Source organism: Hymenobacter sp. H14-R3, assembly GCF_030063445.1.
Taxonomy (GTDB): Bacteria; Bacteroidota; Bacteroidia; order Cytophagales; family Hymenobacteraceae; genus Hymenobacter.
In genome coordinates, this window is record NZ_JASITD010000009.1 from 50,368 (window position 1) to 68,332 (window position 17,965).

Here is a 17,965-nt window from a genome sequence, read left to right on the forward strand (position 1 = left end):
CGGGTCAAATGCTACCTTCGCAAGTGGGTGGCATTTGGCCCGTTTCTCGTTTTAACTGCTCTTCCTGATGTCTGCTGCTCTTCCCATATCTGCTGCGCAAGAAGCCATGCGCCTGCAAGCCTTGCAACCTTACAAGGCACTGCAAGGTATTCGAAACGAGGTATTTGAACAGATAGCCCAACTGGTGGCCATGCTTTTTGCTACCCCTATGGCCCAAGTGTCGTTGGTGGATGCAGAGGAGGTAATTTACCCGGGCAACGTTGATTCCTCCGGGTTGGCCACCCGCCTGGCGCGCAAAGATTGCATTTGTGCCGTGGCAGTTTACCGGCCGGATACTACTACTGTATTCTCTGACCTGCGCATTCAGCCCTGCGAATGGATAAGCCTGGAAGCGCAGCAGGATATCGCATTCTACGCCAGCCATCCCATTCAAACTACTGATGGGCAGCCCATTGGCTCATTATGCGTGCTCGATAAAAAGCCGCGCACGTTTAAGGCCGACGAGCAATTAGTATTGCAGCGCATGGCCAGCCTTACCATGCGCCTGCTCGACCTGGAGCTGCTGGCCCTGCCTACCGAAGCCCCGGCCCTGTGGGCAGCCATTAATGCCCGCATTGACCTCTCCTTGCAGCGTATCGAAACCCTGACCGCGCTGGCCCGCTGGGAGGTTTCGGCCGAAACCACGACCGCATTGGCCTACCAGGCGGCCATTCAGGAAGAGCGGCTCCTTATCGTGCAGGATATTGAGTATGAGGTTGAAATAGCTTTTAGCCGCCTGTCCAGGCGCTAGCCACGCAGCGCTAATATGACCACGAACGCGAGACTCAGGCACACCGACGACACCTTGTTCATACGCATGGTCCACTCGAAGTTGGCCAGCGCCGGGTTGTGCCACGCCAGCCAGGCCCAGCGCGTGAACAGCGCCACCACCGGCCCGGTAGCCACCAAAAAAATGAGCAGGTTTTGGATTTCTCCGCGCAGCCAGTAGGCCGCGCCCATGGTGAGCGCGCCCGCCAGCAGCCCGCCCGCCGCAAACACGAACGTGCCCCGGATGCCCAGCCGCAGGCTTAGGGTGCGGTCGCCGCGCTGCGCATCTTCTTGGTGCTGATATATTTGGGTGAGTGGGTAGGAGCCGCATAGAAATAGCGTGCTCACTAGCGCCAGTAGTAGATTAGTCGGCTCAACGAGCTGGGGCTGCGAAGCACCCGCGCCCACCTGCGCCATCAAAAACGTGAACCCACCCTGGAATACTACTACTACGGCCGTGCTCAGCAGTGGGTATTTTTTGAGGCGAATGCCCTCGTAGCTGTACGCCCGCGAGATGAGAATATACACTACCACCATGGCCGCAAACGGCCAGCCCAGTAGCAGCGACGCCAGCAGCGCCAGCGTTTCGAACAGCCAAACCAAGTGTAGCAGCTCGGGCGTAACAGCCGGCGGCGCTTTCAGGCCCCCGATACTGCCCTCATCCTTATCATAATAGGAGTTGTAGCCGTTGGAAGCCGGGTACACCAGCAGGTGCAGAATGGCGAAGGCCGCCGCCGCCCGCCCCCAGCTAAACGGCTCGCGCAATGCGCTGAGGCCGAACCAGAAGATGGGCATTAGAAACAGCGAAAAAGGCAGGCGGAGCAGCGCAAAGGCTCGGCGGTAGGCGGGCGGCAACATGAGGCGAAGGTAGCGCCGCTAGGCGGCGGGCGGGGTGGGCCAACCCACCAGGTACGTCACGCGCGGGCCCCACCAGTGGCGCAGCTGCCCAGCCTGCCAGTGGTAGCGCCCGGCTGGGTCGGCCCGCTGGGCCAGGGCCAGCAGCGCCGCCGGCGGATACATGCGCAGGATGGATACCGTGCCATCCCACATGGTAGCCAGCGGTATAATGGGTACTAAATACGTGAATACCAATCGGCTAAGTCGAAACGGCCGGAAGAAAGGCGTGAGCAGCAGCTGCGCCACCGGCAGCACCGTGAGGGCCAGCCCAATTTCGAGCCAGCTCTTGGCCGCGCCCTCAAACACGCCCACGCCCTGGCCGCCGGCCATGGCATTGCGCAGCAGCGCCTCGGCCTGGGGCGGCGCAAAGTGATGAAAGGCCGAAAAAATGACCCGAAACCCCGGCAGGTCGTCCGGCACGGCCAGCGCATCGACGGCCGCCGCGTGGCCCCGAATGGCCCCGCCGGTACGCCGGGCCACGTCGGCCCAGGCGGTGGGCTGGGGGTAGAGGTCGGTGAGCAGGATGGTAGCGCGGGGCACCTGCTGCGCACGCAGGGCGGCCAGCACGGTTTCGGAGCCGCCGCCCGCGCCCGCGCCCAGCTCCAGCAGGTGGGTTTGGCCGGTGCGGCGCAGGCCCTCGGCCAGTAGCGGGGCCACGGGCCGGTAGGTGCCCAGCCACGAAATCATAAAGCGCAGGTAGTCCATCATCCCGGCTCGGATGGTGGCCGGAAACCACGGCAAGTCCTCAAATTCAAATAAATGCAGGCGTAGTTTCAACAGAATGTAGGGTAAGCTTTAGCTTGCCACCGGTAGCAAGGCAATGGGTTAAACGGCAAGCTAAAGCTTACCACACACTTGCTGCTGATAAAAAGCTCTCGGACTATCAAACGGCAAGCTAAAGCTTACCGCACACTTATTTGCCCCCGATACCGAACACCTTTTTCAGCAGCGAGGTAGTGCGGGCCACCGGGTTTTCCCGAATATCGGCCTCTTCCTTCGCAATGAGCGTGAATAAGCCGTCGATGGCCTTGCCGGTGGCGTACTGCTGGAGGTCGGTTTGCACCGGCGTTACGAGCGGCAATCGGTTGTAAGTAGTTGAAAGCGAGGTATAATACTTAGTAGCATCCACCTTGTCGAGGCTCTGCTGCATGATGGGCATGAAGGCCGTGGTGAGCTGCGAGGTGGTGGTGCGCTTGAGGTACTGGGTGGCGGCATCCTTCTGGCCGGTGAGGATGTTCCACACATCACTGAATGTCAAGCTCTTAATGGCGTTAATGAAGATAGGTTTGGCGCTCTTAGCGGCATCTTCGGCCCCGCGGTTCAGCGAAAGCTCAAATTTATCGACCTGGCTGCCTAAGCCGATGCTGCGCAGGGTGGTAGCCATGCGCTGGGCATCGGGCGGGAAGGGAATGCGGATGAGCCGGTTCAGATTGAAGCCATCGGTTTGCGAAGCCTGGTCTGAGCCTTTCGAAATGCCCTGGATGAGCGCCTCCTTGAGGCCGTTGGCCGCCTCGGTGTTGGTGAGGCCGGCCACGCCGGGGGTGCTTGGGGTGGTGGTAGTCGTTGCTTTGGGCGTGGGTAGCTTGAAGCCGCCGATGCTGCTGGGCAGCTTGAACTGCGCGTGGGCAGTGAGCGAAAGGCTACCAAGCGCCAGGCAGAGGAAGAAGCGATTTTTCATGACAAAGAAGAAGCTGAAAACAACTGAAGAAGCCAGGCCAATGTGGCAGGCTAGTTAACGGCTGATGGCCACCGAAAGCGTTCGGCACGAATGGTTAGCCAAAAGACGTACCAGTTTCCGGTGCACCTCACCCATACTCGGCAAATACCCTATAACTACTGACCGAGCCTGGAATAGCTACGTAAGGCTAACAAGGAGGCATTTGAATAGGGGTTGGGTAGATACTTGGTAGCGTTTGCCAAGTAACCCAAGTTGCGGACTAGCGCGCCGCGCTGGCAAGTTTCAGCTTGTAGAGCCGCGTTGCCGGTCCGCCGGCGCTAACCGGCCGACCGGGGAGCATACCTCGCAACTTGGGTTAAGTAACATAATTGGTTAAGAGGCAGTTGCTGGCGCAAGCCAGCTTCGATAAAGCCGGCCCGCTGATAAAAGCCCAGCCAACAAGTAAGGAAGACCTACTAGCCATACAGTATTACTCGTGGCAATGAGGCCAAGCCAAATGCCCAAGTAGCTGGATAGGCTAACAAAACCCACTACTACCAGCAGCAAGCCAACGCGCCGCCAAGTGTGAGTGGGTAAGCTGAGTGCCAGATGAATGCAAAAGGGAAGGAGGAGTAAAGCTGGGGAAGAGAGAATGGCGGCCACGAAAAAAAATCCTGCACTTCCTCCGAGTAGGATGATAATAGTCAATAAATCAGCCGGTTTGCTTGTACTTACTGAGTGTATCATATCTAACAAAATGAATAGGCCACCCAGGCCGAGGGTAGAAAGCCAAAGCATGCCGGCTCGGCTGAACGAAAAGGAAGGGTGATAGGCACTCATAAAAAAAGTATCTGTAGTTGACACAAACGTACGGCTCTTTCGTATTAGCTTTGCAATACAAAGTACTTCACCCCGCCACATGAAGCCCGCCGCCCAAGACCCCCTGGCCCAGCTCACCGAAATTCGCGCCATTATGGAGCGTAGCTCGCGCTTCATTTCGCTCAGTGGGCTGAGTGGGGTGGGGGCGGGCGTGGTGGCGCTGGCGGGCACGGCCATCGGGCATGCCTACTTGCAGCAGGAATACGGCGAGCAGGGCTACCTGCGGCTATTTGGAACCTCGGCGGGCGAGCGGCTGGCGGCGCTGCCGTTTTTATTGGGCCTGGCGGTGGCCATGATAGTGGCGGCGCTGCTGGTGGCGGCGTTCTTCACGCTGCGCCGCACCCGGCGCGACGGCCTGCGCTCGATGTGGACGGCCCCGGCCCGGCGGCTGGCCCTGGCCCTGGCCCTGCCGCTGGTGGCGGGTGGGCTGTTTTGCCTGAAATTATTTGTGAGCGGTGCCCCCGAACTGGTGGTGCCCGGCCTGCTGGTGTTCTACGGCCTGGCCCTGCTCAACGGCAGCAAGTACACCCTGGATGAGATTAAGTACCTGGGCCTCACGCTGGTGGCGCTGGGGCTGGTGGGCCTGCTGCTACCCAGCTACGGCCTGCTGCTCTTCGGGGCGGGTTTTGGGCTGGGGCACATTGGCTACGGCCTGCTGATGTATAACCGCTACGAGCGCGCAAGTAGCACGAACTTTACGGCCCCGTGAAGTACGCCATCCACACCCTCAACAAAGCCTTCGACCACCGCGTGCGCCTCGGGGTAATGGCTGTGCTGCTGGCCAATGAGTCGGTGAGCTTCAACGACTTAAAGGAAAGCCTCGACCTCACCGATGGCAACCTGGCCTCACACGTAGCGGCGCTCGAAAAAGCCGGTTACGTGCTGGTTAGCAAGCAGTTTATCGGCAAAAAGCCCAATACCACCTACAACGCTACCGCCGAGGGCAAATTAGCCTTTCAGGAGCACCTGGCGGCGCTGGAGAAGCTGCTGCGCGGGTAGGGCCGGGGCCCGGCGCGCCGCGTGCAGCGCCTCATCTACAAAATACCACAGGCCAGCGTGGCTTTTTTTAGCTCCTATCACTTTGCAATACAAAGTTCTTTACAAATGAACACAACGTATTTTTGGCCTACTAAAAGCCAGGTGGCCCCGGCCCCTACCCACGCTATTTCGACCCGCCTGGCCAGCTTGCTGGTGGTAGCTACAGCGCTGGGCGATTACCTGTTCTGGCACGAGCAAGCGGGGATTAACGTGCTGGTGTACATGATTTTCCTGGTGGGGGCGCACTTGGCTTTGTTGCCCGGCTACGCGCCGGTGCGGCGCACGGCCGGTTTTTGGGTGGCGGTGGTGGGCTGCCTGGTCAGTGGCGGGCTGGTGGCCTGGTACGGCTCGGCCGCGGCCGGGTGGGCGGCGCTGGCTTCGGGCTTGCTGCTGGTGGGGCTGGTGAACCAGCCGGCGCTGCGGCTGGTGGGGTCGGCGGTGGGCACGGGGCTGGTGGGCATGCTGCCAGCGGTGGCGTTGGTAGTCAGTAGCTTACGGGCCCCAAAGGGCCTCGATGGCAAGCTGCGGCGGGGCTGGTTCTACGGCCGGTTGCTGGGGCTGCCTTTGCTGGCGCTGGTTGTTTTCCAAACCCTGTTTGCGGTGGCCAACCCCCAATACGGGGCGCTGAGCGCGCGGCTCTGGGCAGTGCTGGGTAACTGGTTGGGGGAGCTGCTGGCCGCGGTTTCGGTGCCACACCTGCTGTTTTTGCTGCTGTGCGGGGTGGCGGCGGCGGGCGCGCTGGTGGCGGTGCCGGTGCATTTTTTCCTGGACCAGGAGTCGCGCTTCGGTGAGCTGGTGCGGCGGCAGCGCGACCGGGTGGCCTCGTTTGGGGTGCGGCAGCCCCACTTTGGGCACTCCGCCCGGGGGCCGCTCGACCTGCGCAAGGAGTGGCTGGCGGCCGTGGTCAGCTTTGGCCTGCTCAACGCCCTGCTGCTGGTGGTGAACGCGGTGGATATCAATTGGCTATGGTTTGGCTTCGCGCCCGCGCCGGGCTTCGACCTCACGCAGTTTGTGCACGAGGGCACGTACGTGCTGATTTTCAGCATCTTGCTGGCGGTCGGTATTATGCTGTGGTTTTTTCGGCGCAACCTCAATTTTTACCAGCGCGGGCTGCCGGCGCTGCGCTGGGGCGCCACGCTGTGGGTGGTGCAAAACGTGGTGCTGGCCGTGTCGGTGGGGCTGCGCAACTACTACTACATTGCATACACTGGCCTGGCTTACAAGCGCATCGGCGTCTACGGCTTCCTATTTCTGACGCTGTTTGGGCTGGGCACGGTGCTGCTCAAAATCTGGCAGCAGCGCTCGGCTTTCAGCCTGGTGCGGCTCAACTCGTGGGCGGCCTACGCGGTGCTGCTGCTACTGGCGGCCGGCAACTGGGAAATCTGGATTGCCGAGTACAACCTGCAAGCGCGCTTTCCGCGCCTCGATATCGGCTTTTTGCTCACCATGCCGCCCCGCGTGCTGCCGGTGGTAGCCGCGCGGGAGGCCCTCCTCGACCGCGCCAAGGAACTGGTGGAAGAAGGGCCGGATGGCTATTTCCACGCCATTACCCCCGAAGCGGCTCATGCCAAGCTGCGCGAGCGCCTGAGCGGGTTTCGAGCCGAGTACGCGCGGCGCAACTGGCAGAGCCGCACAGGCGCGGCTACCCTGGCCTTCGATGAGCTAGGTAATGGCCATGAATAATCCTTTCGCCCGCCCCGGTACCACCCGCGAGTGGCTGCGCAGCAGCCTCTGCTGGACGGGGGCCAGCCTGGGAGCCTGGTGGCTAGGCTACCTGCTGATTGACAACATGTTGCGCCAGGTAGCCGGTGGCCTTTTGGCTTTCCTGATGCCCGTTGGCTTTTGCGTGGCGCATGTCCTTATCTGGCGGCGGGCCGTGGCCGGCGGCCGGGCGATAATCCGGCACGATGAGCAGCACCACGATTTTTCCTGGACCCGGCTGGCCGCCAATCTGTGGCTGGTGGCCCTCACGCTGTTTCAGGTGGCTGGCCTGCTGAGTCCCTTACTCCTGATAGGCTGGGTGCTGCTGCGCGCCGGCTCGGTTGAGCCATCCACTTCAGGTGAGCCATTCTTTGGGTGATGCGCAGCCCCGCTAATACTGGCTGCTAAGCCAACTATCCTTTCTGAGCTACCAAACAAACTGCTTAACCCTAAGTCGCTTAGGCTAATTTTTCGCCCGCTATGTCGCCCTTTATCATTCCCGCGCCGCCGAATGGCTACCAGCGGCTGGTGCGCCAGCTTATCGAACGCCTGTTCAGCTGGATGCTCATCCCGGCGTTCTGCTTCCGCTATGGCACGGCTAGCCCGCGGGCGCAGCAAGCGTTTTTGCAGGGCCTACCCGTGGGCACGGTGGGCCGGGCCGTGGCCGACCTGCTGGCCGCGCACCGCCTGCAACTCATTCCGGGCTACGAAAACCACGACCTCAAACACGTGCTGCTGGGCTACGCCATGACGCCCGACGAGGAGTTAAACCTGAAAGCATTTATGCTGGGCAACGGTGACTGGTCGCTGGCCAGCCTGGCGCTGTCACTGCTGCTGGTGCTCACCCCCGAGCGGTGGCCCGCGCTGTGGCGGCATTACCAAAGTGGGCGCCGCGCGCCCTGCCTAGTGCACTGGAATTTAACCGATTACGCTTCGCAAGACCTCGCCAGCCTGCGCCAATTCATCCCGCCATTGACTTAAGAGCCTAAAATCATGACTTTCACCGATTTCAAAACCTACTTCCAGGCCAACCAGGGCCATTATGCCGACCTCGCCTGGGACGACCCGCACCAGCTCACGGCCAGCGAGCTGCGCGCCGTGCGGGCCTCGCTCCAAACCTTTCAGCGGGGCGAAAGCTCGGAGGGGCACTACCTCTACGCCCGCGCCAAGCAGCTGGGCGACGACGAGTACACGGCCGCTATGCGCCTGTTTATCAAGGAAGAGCAGACCCACGCAGCGGTGCTGGGGCGGTTTCTCGACCAGCAGGGCATTGCGCGCCTGCGCGGCCACTGGCTCGACAGCGTGTTTCGGGGCCTGCGCCGCGTGCTGGGCCTGGAGCACACGCTGCGGGTGCTGCTGGTGGCCGAGGTGGTGGCCGCCGTGTACTACCGGGCGCTGTTCAGCGCCACGTATTCGGGGCTGCTTCAGCAAATATGCCGGCGCATTATGCTGGACGAGGAGATGCACCTCAATTTTCAGTGCTTCGCGCTGCGGCACCTGGCGGCGGCGCGGGGCGGCGCGGGTGGCTGGCTGCGCCGCCAGGTCTACCGGGGCCTCATGGCCGGCGCGGCCCTGGCCGCCTACGCCACCAGCCGCAGCGCCCTCAAAGCCGGCGGCTACGGCCTGTTCAGCTTCTGCGCGGCTATTGCGGCCGAGTATGCCCGCACCGAGCGCATGCAGCGCGCCGATGGCCTCATTGCCGTGCGCGGCGGGCAGCCAGTGGGGCCGGCGGTGCCGGTGGGCCCGGTAGGGGCGTGGCAGTGGCCCAGCCAGCAGCTGCGCGCCGCCCAATGAGGCGCGTTGTAGCGCCAGTGCAGTCAGTCGGCGATGTCTCTTTGCGCATATTGCTGCTGCCCGGCCTACTACCGTTGATGCTGCTGCTTTTTCCAATGAGCTGGCTAATTACCTGGTTGCCAGGGTCTAGCATAGTAGTGCCTTGGCTGTGGCTGCTGTTTGTGAATACCGGTTGGTTTTTTAGACGTCGCTGCCCATTGGCGCTGCCAAAGCCAATAGCACAGCGGGGCAAGTGGGCCAGGGACTATTGTTGTGCATTTGTGTGGGTCGGCATATTCTGTTTAGCCTGATTTACCTGGCTATCCTGCTGGATGATGGGTCCTCCAACAGTGAGTTCTGGCGCTTTTGAAGTGGCGTTAGGTATTGACTGCCCAATAGAAAGCGTGACAGTAGCCGGTCGTAAGTCCTGTTATATCTTGCGCCATGCCCCGAACCCTGCTGCTCCTCGTGCTTGCCGTTGCCACCGTGCTGGAATTGATTCTCACCGGCGGCGCTTTCTTCGCCCCGGCTTTCACGCTGGCCAAGTTTGGTGTGAAATACGGGCCCGACACGGCGTTTCTGGGCTACCTCACGGGGTGGTTTCTGCTGTTTGTGACGCTGGTGGCGGGGCTGGCTTTTGCGCGGGTGCAGCAGGGGCGGCCCGGCTACGCGGGGCTGTGCTACCTGCTGGGGCTGTGGTGGGTAGGCATCGGCATTGGCATTTACGTGGCCTTCGGGCGGCCCGATAACCTGCTGCTCGATTCGCTTAAAGGACTGATAATCATTGGCCTCACCTGGCAGTGTCGAGCTAAGGGCCTGGTGCTGCGGCGCTAGCGCCTAACTTGGCTATCGCCAACGCGTTACGCTATGACCCGACCCACTACCTCGTCCTTGCCCAAGCCCAAGCTGCTCTCGCCATTGGGCCGGGGGCTGGCCGCCGCGCAGCTCGCCAAAGAAACCCTCACCATTGTGCTGCTGGGCGTGCCGCTGCTGCTGGCCCAGCCCGTGCTGGCGCTGGCGGCGGTGCCGGGGCTGGTGCTCTACGCCTTTCGCTGGGTGCTGGTGCTGGGCCGCGTGGGGCAGCGGGGGGCCGCGCTGGTGTGGGGTTTCACGCTCATTGATGAGCTGTGGGGCCTGAGCCTCTACTTCCAGGCCTACGATGCGCCCACGGCCCGGCAGCTGCGCTACGTGAAGTGGAGCTACGGCCTGGGGCTCACCTTTACGCTGGCTGCGCTGCTCGAAATCGGCTACCGGCGCTACCGCGCCCGGCGCGGATTGCGCCGGGCACTGTTGCGGGCGGCGTAGCGTTGGGCCTGGCAGGTATCTTTGCCGTTCCCCGCTTCTGTACCTGCCGTTCATGGCCGACGAAAAACTGCCGCTTGCTGCTCCCAATTCCCCGCCTGGCCGCCCCGGCGCGGCCGCCCGCAAGCGGCCCGGCCGCGGCACCCGCCGCCTGGTGCGCGTAGCCTGGACGCTCTTCTTCATCGGTATCGGCTTTTTCCTGGCTTACCCGCTACTGGTGCGTAGTAACTTCCTGTTCCTGTTTGGTAAGTCGCCGAGCCTCGAAGAGCTCGAAAACCCCAAGGTGGAGCAGGCCTCGCAGCTGTTCACCTCCGATGGCGTGCTCATTGGCCGTTACTTCCGCGAAAACCGTTCGCCGGTGCGCCTCAGCCAGATGTCGCCCTGGCTGGTGAAGGCCCTGGTAGCCACCGAAGACGCCCGCTACTACGACCACTCGGGCATTGATGCGCCCTCGCTGGCGGCCTCCGTCTACTACGGCCTGCGCGGCGATAAGCGCGGCGGTTCCACCATCAGCCAGCAGCTGGCCAAGAATTTATACAAAACCCGCCGGGCCGAAAACCGGGGTGCCCTCAGCCACATACCCGGCGTGGGCACGGTGGTGGCCAAAACCAAGGAGTGGATAACGGCTGTGGAACTGGAGCGCCGCTACACCAAGCGCGAAATCCTGCGCATGTACCTCAATACCGTCGAGTACGGCTCCAACGCCTTCGGCATTAAGGTGGCGGCCAAAACGTTTTTCAGCACCTCGCCCGATAGCCTCACGGCCGTGCAGGCGGCCACGCTGGTGGGGCTGCTCAATAACCCCACCGCCTTCAACCCGAAGTTTCACCCGGCGGCCTCGCGCCGCCGCCGCAACGTGGTGCTCCAGCGCCTGGGCCAGGCCGGCGCGCTCAAGCCCGCCGAGGTAGCCGCGCTGCAAGCCGAGCCCATTGTGCTTGATTACCAGGTAGAAAAGCATATCGACGGGCCCGATACGTATTTCCGCGGGGCCATCGGCCAGGCCGTGAATCATTGGTGCGAGGCCCACGGCTACGACATGTACCGCGACGGCCTGCGCATCTACACCAGCATCGACTCGCGCATGCAGGACCACGCCGAGCAGGCCGTGCACCAGCGCATGAAGGCGTTGCAGCAGCAGTTCGATAATTTCTGGCGCAACCGCAACCAGAACCCCTGGGTGGACGAGGACGGCAACGAAATCCCCAACTTCATCGAAAACCAGATGCGGCGCACCGAGAGCTACAAGAGCCTCGCCGCCCGCTACCAGGGCCAGCCCGCCCGCCTCGACTCAGCCCTGCACGCCAAGCGCCCGATGAAGGTATTTACCTGGAAAAAAGACGATGGCGATACCACCCTGGTGATGTCGCCGCTCGATTCGCTGGCCTACTACAAGCACTTTTTGCAAGCCGGCATGATGACCATGGACCCCTTCACGGGCTCCATCAAGGCCTGGGTGGGCGGGCTCGACTACCGCTTTTTTCAGTACGACCACGTGAAGCAGGGCAAGCGCCAGGCGGGCTCCACGTTCAAGCCCTTCGTGTACCTCACGGCCCTCGCCAACGGCTACTCGCCCTGCGACCGCATCCGCGACCAGCGCGTGACGATTAACTACGTCGAAAACGGCAAGCCCATGCAGTGGCAGCCCGACAACGTGACCCGCGAATACACGGGCACCAACATGACGCTGCGCTCGGCCATGGCCCGCTCGGTAAACTCCGTAACGGCCCAGCTGACCGAGAAAGTGGGCTGGGGCCGGGTAGCCGAATACGCGCATAAAGTGGGCATTACCAGCCCGTTGCTGGCGGTGCCCAGCATCGGCCTGGGCTCGGCCGGCGACGTGAGCGTGTACGAGATGGTGGACGCCTACTCCACGTTTATGAACAACGGCTTCCGCTCCGAGCCGCGCCTGATTACGCGCATCGAGGACCGCAACGGCAACGTCATTCAGCAGTTTGACCCCGTGCAGAAGCGTGCCATCTCGCCCGAAACGGCCTGGCTGATGACCTACATGCTGCGCGGCGGCATGGAGGAGCCCGGCGGCACCTCGCAGGGTCTCTGGGATTTTCAAGACCTGTGGCGCAAAAACAACCAGATTGGCGGCAAAACCGGCACCACCTCCAACTACTCCGACGGCTGGTACATGGGCCTCACCAAAGACCTGGTTTCGGGCGTGTGGGTGGGCGGCGAAGACCGCAGTATCCACTTTTTCCGCTCGCAGCAGGGCGAGGGCGGCCGCATGGCGCTGCCCATTTTCGGCCGCTACATGGAGAGCATCTACAAGGATAAAAGCCTGGGCTACGACTACGGCCCCTTCCCCAAGCCGCCCACCAAAATCAACCGCAAGTACGTGTGCTACACCGAGTACGAGCCGCGCCGCCGCGCCGAGGCCGTCGACACAATCTCGGCCGATAACCTGCTGGACCAGCTAAACCGGGGCAGTAAGGACAGCGTGCGCTAATAGCTACTGCGGCCCCTCAGCGGTCCACAACGCGGCGGGCAAGCCCAACCGCGCCGCCAGCTTAAGCAAGGTGGCGTGGTAGTATTTGTTGGTGCTTGAATATGCAAACTCACTGCTGAATAGCTCGCGCGCCGCTTCTTGATAGCCCGCCCGATAAAGCGTTTCAATTTGCACGGATGGGAAATCGGCGCGATGGCCGGCCAGTAGGATGGCGTAAATAGCTTTTTTATCTTTTACGGCCGCTAGATAGGGGTAGATTTGCTGAGTGAATTTTGTTTGCAACTGGCTGAACAATAAATATTTATCTGAAATGCTCGTAAGCACAAACCACCCAGTAGGGGAGTTGCCGGTGAGCGTACTAATTCGCTTGCGCACTACGCAGGCGGGCTCTGTAAACCTTTTCCCCGACGTTTCGCCGCACAAATAATAGTCGTAATCCAGCAGGTAGAGGCCGACGTTGATGACGAAGGACAGTTCCGTTGCTGAGTTGTACGAAGCCTTTTCAAATTGCACTATTTTGCCCCAGCCATCCGCATCAACGTAGCGAAAGTTATTGCCCGACTTCTTGTAGCCCAGCTTTTTAAACGCGGGCCACAAAATGTCTTTTACCAATTCGTTGAAGTCCGAGGTAAGGTCAGGTAGCATGGGAGTGGGGCCGGGCGCATAACCAAAGCGCCCGGCCCGCAAAAATGCAGACCAGGCGCTTGCGCCAAGTAGTTGCGCGGCGCAACTACCCGCTACTTTTTAACCACCCGAATGCTGATGCGGCGATTGAGCGCCCGGCCCTGGGGCGTGTTATTGGACACAATAAAGTGCTGAGGGCCATAGCCTTTGAACTGGATATTCTGCGCGGGCAGGCCCATGGTGCTCAGCGTGAACATGGCCGTTTTGGCGCGCTCTTCGCTGAGCTTATAATTGTGTGCGGCCACCCCGGAGCTATCGGTGTAGCCCCCGATTTTGACCATCGCCTTTGGGAAGGTCTTGATAATATCGGCCACGTTTTGCAGTTGCTGCGCCGACTCGGGCGTGAGGGTGGCCTGGCCGGTTTCGAAGTACACGCGGTCAAAATTAATCCAGCCCTTGGTGCGGTTCACCGAGTCTACCAGCACCGTGGGCGTGGCTAGAAAGGTGTACAAGCGGTTTTCGGTCGAGTTGGCCCCCACTTTCTGGGTTTTGCCATCGGCCAGGGTCAGCACGGTGGGCTGCCCCGTGTCGTAGATGTACGTATCGCGGTTTTGGTCGTAGCGGCCCGCGGCGGCGCTCGCCGGGGCTTTGGCCGCAGCGGCCGTGGGGCCCGGCCACGCGGCTGGGGCCAAGGCTGCCTCCGGCGCTGGCCGCTGCCGGCCGTACCCAAAAAAGTACCCCATGCCCACGGCCAGCAGCAGCAGTAGTCCCCACTGCCAGCGCAGGGCGGGGCTACCGGCCGGGGCCGCGTCGGGCGCTACGCCCAGGGCCATGGGCCGGTCGAGGGCCGGGAGCGCGCGCGGTGGGGTAGGGGCCAGCGTACGCGGGGCCACCGTGGCCAGGGGCCGCGCGGCCGGGGCCGCGGTATTCAGCGGTTTCAGCGTGGGCAGCATGGCCGCGCTGATATCCGCTTTCTGCCAGCGCAGCCACTGGATGAACGTGCTGGGCGTCAGGCTATTCTCGGCGGCAAAACGCCCCACCACCCCAAACACGCTGGTGGCCGCGAGTTGCAGCAGCCGCTCGGCATCGGGCGGCAGCAGGCCCGATTCGTGGGCTATTTGGCTCTTGGTAGGGCCGTAGGTGCTGCCCAGCAGCTCGACCAGGATAATGCCGCCCTGCTCATACCAACTGGCATCGGCCAGGTTGGTAAACTGCGCGGGGGCATTGGTGGCATCCACTTCGCGGGCGCGTTGCAGCAGCGCGGCCGGATTCTGCTCTTGCTCAGCCTGTTGCAAAATGGCGTTGAGCACCAGCGGCACGGCATGGGCCAGCCCGGTCTTCACCCGCTCGTCAGATTCACCTAACGTATTGGCCAGCTGGCTGATTACTGATTCGGTAAAGCAGAACTTAACAGTCTCTGCTAAATTGGTTTTCATACGCGAAATAAGTAAAACGTTAGGTTTTATTCTTACTAAGATATTGAAAGCCAATGCACTGAAAAATGAGCAATAACAATTTTTAGAAAGCTTGCAAAAATCATCCGGCGGCCGGCCGGGCAAGCCCGGCGCGGTGCCGCCGCGGGCTGCGCCGCCAGTTTGCCCCAACGCCAAAAGCGCCCGGCCCGCACGCAAGTGCAGACCGGGCGCTCCCGATAAAAAGCCGGCTCGAAACCTACTGGCGCTCGATGGCCGTGGCCGTGCTGGCCGAGAGGGGCGTAGCGGCCTGCTTGGTCGAGGTGTAGGCGGGGCACGTCTGCTTGTTGCAGGCGCCGAGGCCGAGGGTGGCGGCCCCAATGGCGAGGAGAAGGAGCTTTTTCATAAAACGGTAAGATTTAAGGAGGCGCGGTTAGGCTTCAAAGATAAGAGCCGGTGACACATAGCTGGTTACGGGGCGGCCGGGTTTCTGAGAATAGTGCTTCATTACCCTGCCAGCCTTCTACGAACGCGCGTTATTATTCGCTGTAGCCCAGTATTTTCAGCATGCTGGCGGCCTCCTGCTTGGGCGCAAACACGGTGTCGGTGAGCGTGCCGTCGGCGGTGCGGTCGAGAATAACGTGCTTGGGGGCCGGAATGAGGCAGTGCTTGATGCCGCCGTAGCCGCTCAGGCTTTCCTGGTAGGCGCCGGTGTGGAAGAAGCCCACGTAGATGGGCTCGTCCGTAACTGGCTGGTTGCGAGGGGTTTGCAGCTGCGGCAAGAACGTCTGGTAGATGTGCTTTTCCGAGTTGTAGTAGTCCTGCGAGTCGCAGGTGAGGCCGCCGAGCTGAATTTTGTGGTAGGGGCGGCTCCAGCCGTTGAGGGCCAGCATGATGAAGCGCTGGTTGAGGGCCCAGGTATCGGGCAGGTTGGTGATGAACGAGCCATCAATCATGTACCACAACTCCTTGTCGTTCTGCAACTTCTCGTCGAGAATGGAGTAAATCGTGGCCCCGCTTTCGCCCACCGTAAAAATGCCGAACTCGGTGAAAATATTGGGCTCCGGCACGCCCTCCTCGGCGCAAATGCGCTGGATGGTGCGCATAATCTCGGCAATCATGTACGGGTAGTCGTACTCCAGCTGAATGCTGGTTTGGATGGGCAGGCCGCCGCCAATGTCGATAGTTTGCAGCGTGGGGCAGATTTTGCGCAGCTCGCAGTACTTGTGAATGAAGCGCGACAGTTCCGACCAGTAGTACGATGTGTCCTTGATGCCCGTGCTGATGAAATAATGCAGCATAGTGAGCTCAAAGCGCGGGTCGTCCTTGATTTTTTGCTCGTAGATGGGCACCGCATCGGCGTAGCGCACGCCCAGGCGCGAGGTGTAGAACTGGAACCGCGGCTCCTCGTCGGAGGCCAGGCGCAGGCCCATTTTCACCTTGGTTTCGGCATTGACGTGGGCTGCGTAGTAGTCAATTTCGTTGGGCGAATCGAGAATGGGCAGGCAGTTGGCAAAGCCGTCGTTGAGCAGCGCCGTGATGTCGCGCTTGTACTCGTCGTTCTTGAACCCGTTGCAAATGATGTACTTATCCTTGTTGAGCTTGCCCTGCCCGTACAGCGAGCGGATGATGCTGATGTCGAACCACGACGAGGTTTCGAGGTGCACGTCGTTCTTGAGCGCTTCGTCGAGCACGAAGCGGAAGTGCGACGACTTGGTGCAGTAGGCGTAGGAATACGAGCCGGTGTAGCCGGTTTCGGCAATGCCGTCGGCAAACCACTTTTTGGCCCGCTGAATCTGGGAGCTGATTTTGGGCAGGTAAGTGAGCCGCAGCGGGGTACCGTGCTTTTTAACCAGCGCCATCAGGTCGATGTCGTGGAAAAACAGCTCGTTGTCGCGCACCTGAAAATCGGCGTTCGGAAAATCGAAAGTTTGGGTAATGAGGTCCTGGTAGGTATCCATTTAAGTTAGTAGCTGGGTGTTATAATCGCCCGTCATCGCGAGCGCAACGCAGTGGAGCGCGGCAATCTTTCCTTCACGGTCGGGTTACTAACTAGATACCGAAGACGACCAGGAAAGATTGCCACGCTCCACTGCGTTGTGCTCGCAATGACGGGCGATTTTCAAAAACGAACGATTTTTTCCGACCTTTACGGCGGGCGGCTCAAAAGTACCGCCCGGGGCCGCAAACGAGCGGCTCCCTGCATCGGGTTTCGGTGAAGGAATTAGCGACATGGCTACGGCGCTCCGCGCCGCAAGGCAGCGCGCGCGGGCCACTAAAGGGGCTCGCGTCACGATGCAGCCCACTTATGTCCACTCCCTAATTTCCCACCCCATGAAACGCATTAAATTGATTGAAGTCCGCTCCGAGCTAGGGGCCGGCACCCGCGGCGCCAGCATGGGCCCCGACGCCCTGCGCGTGGCCTGCCTCAACAAGGGCTCCGACTATTTCCGGCGCTACAACGCCGTGGTCACGCAGGACCTCAACCACGTGCTGTTCGACAAAAACCATTTTGCGCACGCCAAGCACATCGACGCCATTTACACCGTGCAAAAGGGCATTGCCAACGCCGTGGAACAGACGCTGCGCTTCGGCGAGTTTCCGCTGGTGCTGGCCGGCGACCACAGCAGCGCCAATGCCACCATTGCCGGCATTAAGGCGGCGTATCCGCATAAAACGCTGGGTGTCATTTGGATAGACGCGCACGCCGATATTCACTCGCCCTACACCACGCCCAGCGGCAACGTGCACGGCATGCCGCTGGCCGCCGCCTTGGGCGAAGACAACCGGCCCTGCCAGCGCAACCAGCCCGACGCCGACACCGAGTTTTTCTGGCGCCGCCTCCAAAACCTGGCCGAGCCTGGCCCCAAGCTGCGCCCCGAGCACCTGGTGTACGTGGCCGTGCGCGACACCGAGGAGGAAGAAAAAGCCGTGATTGAGCGCTTGGGTATCAAGTGGATAAAGCTGGATGAGATTCAGGCCAAAGGCTCGCGCCAGCTCACCCGCGAGATTCACGAGTACCTGAGCACCTGCGACATCCTCTACATTTCTTTCGACGTGGACAGCCTCGATTCGGAATTCAGCAAGGGCACCGGCACGCCGGTAGAGAAGGGCCTGTACCTGTCGGAAGCTGAAAACCTGTGCCAGGACTTGCTCGAAAACGACCGGGTAGTGTGCTTCGAAATGGTTGAAATCAACCCCACGCTCGACCACGAAAACACGATGGCCAAAAACGCCTTCAACATCCTGGAAAAAGCCACCGCCGCCATCGAGCGCCGCTTGCAGCTCGAAGCGGTAGCCCGGTAGGTAGCGTGCACGCTGCGAGCCCGCGCGTGGGTCGTTGCGTATTGCTCAACGCGCGGCCTCGCAGCGTGCACACTACCTCGGCACCGGGCAAAAAAAAACTCCCGGCCGAGG

At 61.3% G+C, this 17,965-nt stretch carries 18 protein-coding genes; 11 read left to right on the top strand and 7 right to left on the bottom strand.

Annotation, left to right across the window (positions count from 1 at the left end; translation table 11 throughout):
- Nucleotides 1-67: 67 nt before the first annotated feature.
- Nucleotides 68-790, top strand: coding sequence for a GAF domain-containing protein (locus tag QMK33_RS10170; protein ID WP_283564477.1), 723 nt, complete (start codon nucleotides 68-70; stop codon nucleotides 788-790).
- On the opposite strand, the gene QMK33_RS10175 is transcribed toward QMK33_RS10170, so the two are convergent.
- The 3 genes from QMK33_RS10175 to QMK33_RS10185 form a co-directional block, all read right to left on the bottom strand.
- Nucleotides 787-1,665 (bottom strand): UbiA family prenyltransferase, encoded by an 879-nt coding sequence (locus tag QMK33_RS10175; RefSeq protein WP_283564478.1) that lies wholly within the window; start codon nucleotides 1,663-1,665, stop codon nucleotides 787-789. The genes QMK33_RS10170 and QMK33_RS10175 overlap by 4 nt on opposite strands.
- An 18-nt stretch (nucleotides 1,666-1,683) precedes the next feature.
- Nucleotides 1,684-2,481 carry a class I SAM-dependent methyltransferase gene (locus QMK33_RS10180; protein WP_283564479.1) on the bottom strand — a complete coding sequence of 266 codons (798 nt, stop codon included), beginning with the start codon at nucleotides 2,479-2,481 and terminating at the stop codon, nucleotides 1,684-1,686.
- Nucleotides 2,482-2,617: 136 nt separating this feature from the next.
- Nucleotides 2,618-3,382, bottom strand: a complete 765-nt coding sequence (locus QMK33_RS10185; protein ID WP_283564480.1) for a DUF4197 domain-containing protein — start codon at nucleotides 3,380-3,382, stop codon at nucleotides 2,618-2,620.
- An 898-nt stretch (nucleotides 3,383-4,280) separates the two neighbouring features.
- Here QMK33_RS10185 and QMK33_RS10190 point away from each other — a divergent pair.
- From QMK33_RS10190 to QMK33_RS10230, 9 genes are all read left to right on the top strand, one after another.
- Nucleotides 4,281-4,949 carry a hypothetical protein gene (locus QMK33_RS10190; RefSeq protein WP_283564481.1) on the top strand — a complete coding sequence of 223 codons (669 nt, stop codon included), beginning with the start codon at nucleotides 4,281-4,283 and terminating at the stop codon, nucleotides 4,947-4,949.
- Nucleotides 4,946-5,239 (top strand): winged helix-turn-helix domain-containing protein, encoded by a 294-nt coding sequence (locus QMK33_RS10195; RefSeq protein ID WP_283564482.1) that lies wholly within the window; start codon nucleotides 4,946-4,948, stop codon nucleotides 5,237-5,239. The genes QMK33_RS10190 and QMK33_RS10195 overlap by 4 nt, the downstream gene beginning before the upstream one ends.
- A 105-nt stretch (nucleotides 5,240-5,344) precedes the next feature.
- Nucleotides 5,345-6,961 carry a DUF4153 domain-containing protein gene (locus tag QMK33_RS10200; protein ID WP_283564483.1) on the top strand — a complete coding sequence of 539 codons (1,617 nt, stop codon included), beginning with the start codon at nucleotides 5,345-5,347 and terminating at the stop codon, nucleotides 6,959-6,961.
- Nucleotides 6,954-7,358: a hypothetical protein gene (locus QMK33_RS10205; RefSeq protein ID WP_283564484.1), complete on the top strand. Its 405-nt coding sequence runs from the start codon at nucleotides 6,954-6,956 to the stop codon at nucleotides 7,356-7,358. The genes QMK33_RS10200 and QMK33_RS10205 overlap by 8 nt, the downstream gene beginning before the upstream one ends.
- A gap of 101 nt (nucleotides 7,359-7,459) precedes the next feature.
- Nucleotides 7,460-7,960, top strand: coding sequence for a hypothetical protein (locus tag QMK33_RS10210; protein ID WP_283564485.1), 501 nt, complete (start codon nucleotides 7,460-7,462; stop codon nucleotides 7,958-7,960).
- Nucleotides 7,961-7,972: 12 nt separating this feature from the next.
- Nucleotides 7,973-8,773, top strand: coding sequence for a ferritin family protein (locus QMK33_RS10215; protein ID WP_283564486.1), 801 nt, complete (start codon nucleotides 7,973-7,975; stop codon nucleotides 8,771-8,773).
- A gap of 423 nt (nucleotides 8,774-9,196) precedes the next feature.
- Nucleotides 9,197-9,586 (top strand): hypothetical protein, encoded by a 390-nt coding sequence (locus QMK33_RS10220; protein WP_283564487.1) that lies wholly within the window; start codon nucleotides 9,197-9,199, stop codon nucleotides 9,584-9,586.
- 33 nt (nucleotides 9,587-9,619) lie between these two features.
- Nucleotides 9,620-10,057, top strand: coding sequence for a hypothetical protein (locus tag QMK33_RS10225; protein WP_283564488.1), 438 nt, complete (start codon nucleotides 9,620-9,622; stop codon nucleotides 10,055-10,057).
- 52 nt (nucleotides 10,058-10,109) lie between these two features.
- A complete protein-coding gene (locus QMK33_RS10230; RefSeq protein ID WP_283564489.1) occupies nucleotides 10,110-12,512 on the top strand; it encodes a transglycosylase domain-containing protein in 2,403 nt (800 codons plus the stop codon).
- A 3-nt stretch (nucleotides 12,513-12,515) separates the two neighbouring features.
- On the opposite strand, the gene QMK33_RS10235 is transcribed toward QMK33_RS10230, so the two are convergent.
- From QMK33_RS10235 to QMK33_RS10250, 4 genes are all read right to left on the bottom strand, one after another.
- A complete protein-coding gene (locus tag QMK33_RS10235) occupies nucleotides 12,516-13,124 on the bottom strand; it encodes a DUF4304 domain-containing protein (RefSeq protein WP_283564490.1) in 609 nt (202 codons plus the stop codon).
- A 125-nt stretch (nucleotides 13,125-13,249) separates the two neighbouring features.
- Entirely contained in the window at nucleotides 13,250-14,572 is a 1,323-nt protein-coding gene (locus tag QMK33_RS10240) for an OmpA family protein (RefSeq protein WP_283564491.1), read from the bottom strand.
- Nucleotides 14,573-14,807: 235 nt separating this feature from the next.
- Nucleotides 14,808-14,954 (bottom strand): hypothetical protein, encoded by a 147-nt coding sequence (locus QMK33_RS10245; RefSeq protein ID WP_283564492.1) that lies wholly within the window; start codon nucleotides 14,952-14,954, stop codon nucleotides 14,808-14,810.
- 133 nt (nucleotides 14,955-15,087) lie between these two features.
- Nucleotides 15,088-16,509: a type III PLP-dependent enzyme domain-containing protein gene (locus QMK33_RS10250; protein WP_283564493.1), complete on the bottom strand. Its 1,422-nt coding sequence runs from the start codon at nucleotides 16,507-16,509 to the stop codon at nucleotides 15,088-15,090.
- 373 nt (nucleotides 16,510-16,882) lie between these two features.
- On the opposite strand from QMK33_RS10250, the gene rocF reads away from it, so the two are divergent.
- The gene (rocF, locus tag QMK33_RS10255) at nucleotides 16,883-17,854 is read left to right on the top strand and encodes an arginase (RefSeq protein WP_283564494.1); all 972 of its coding nucleotides are present in this window, start codon (nucleotides 16,883-16,885) and stop codon (nucleotides 17,852-17,854) included.
- Nucleotides 17,855-17,965: the final 111 nt, after the last annotated feature.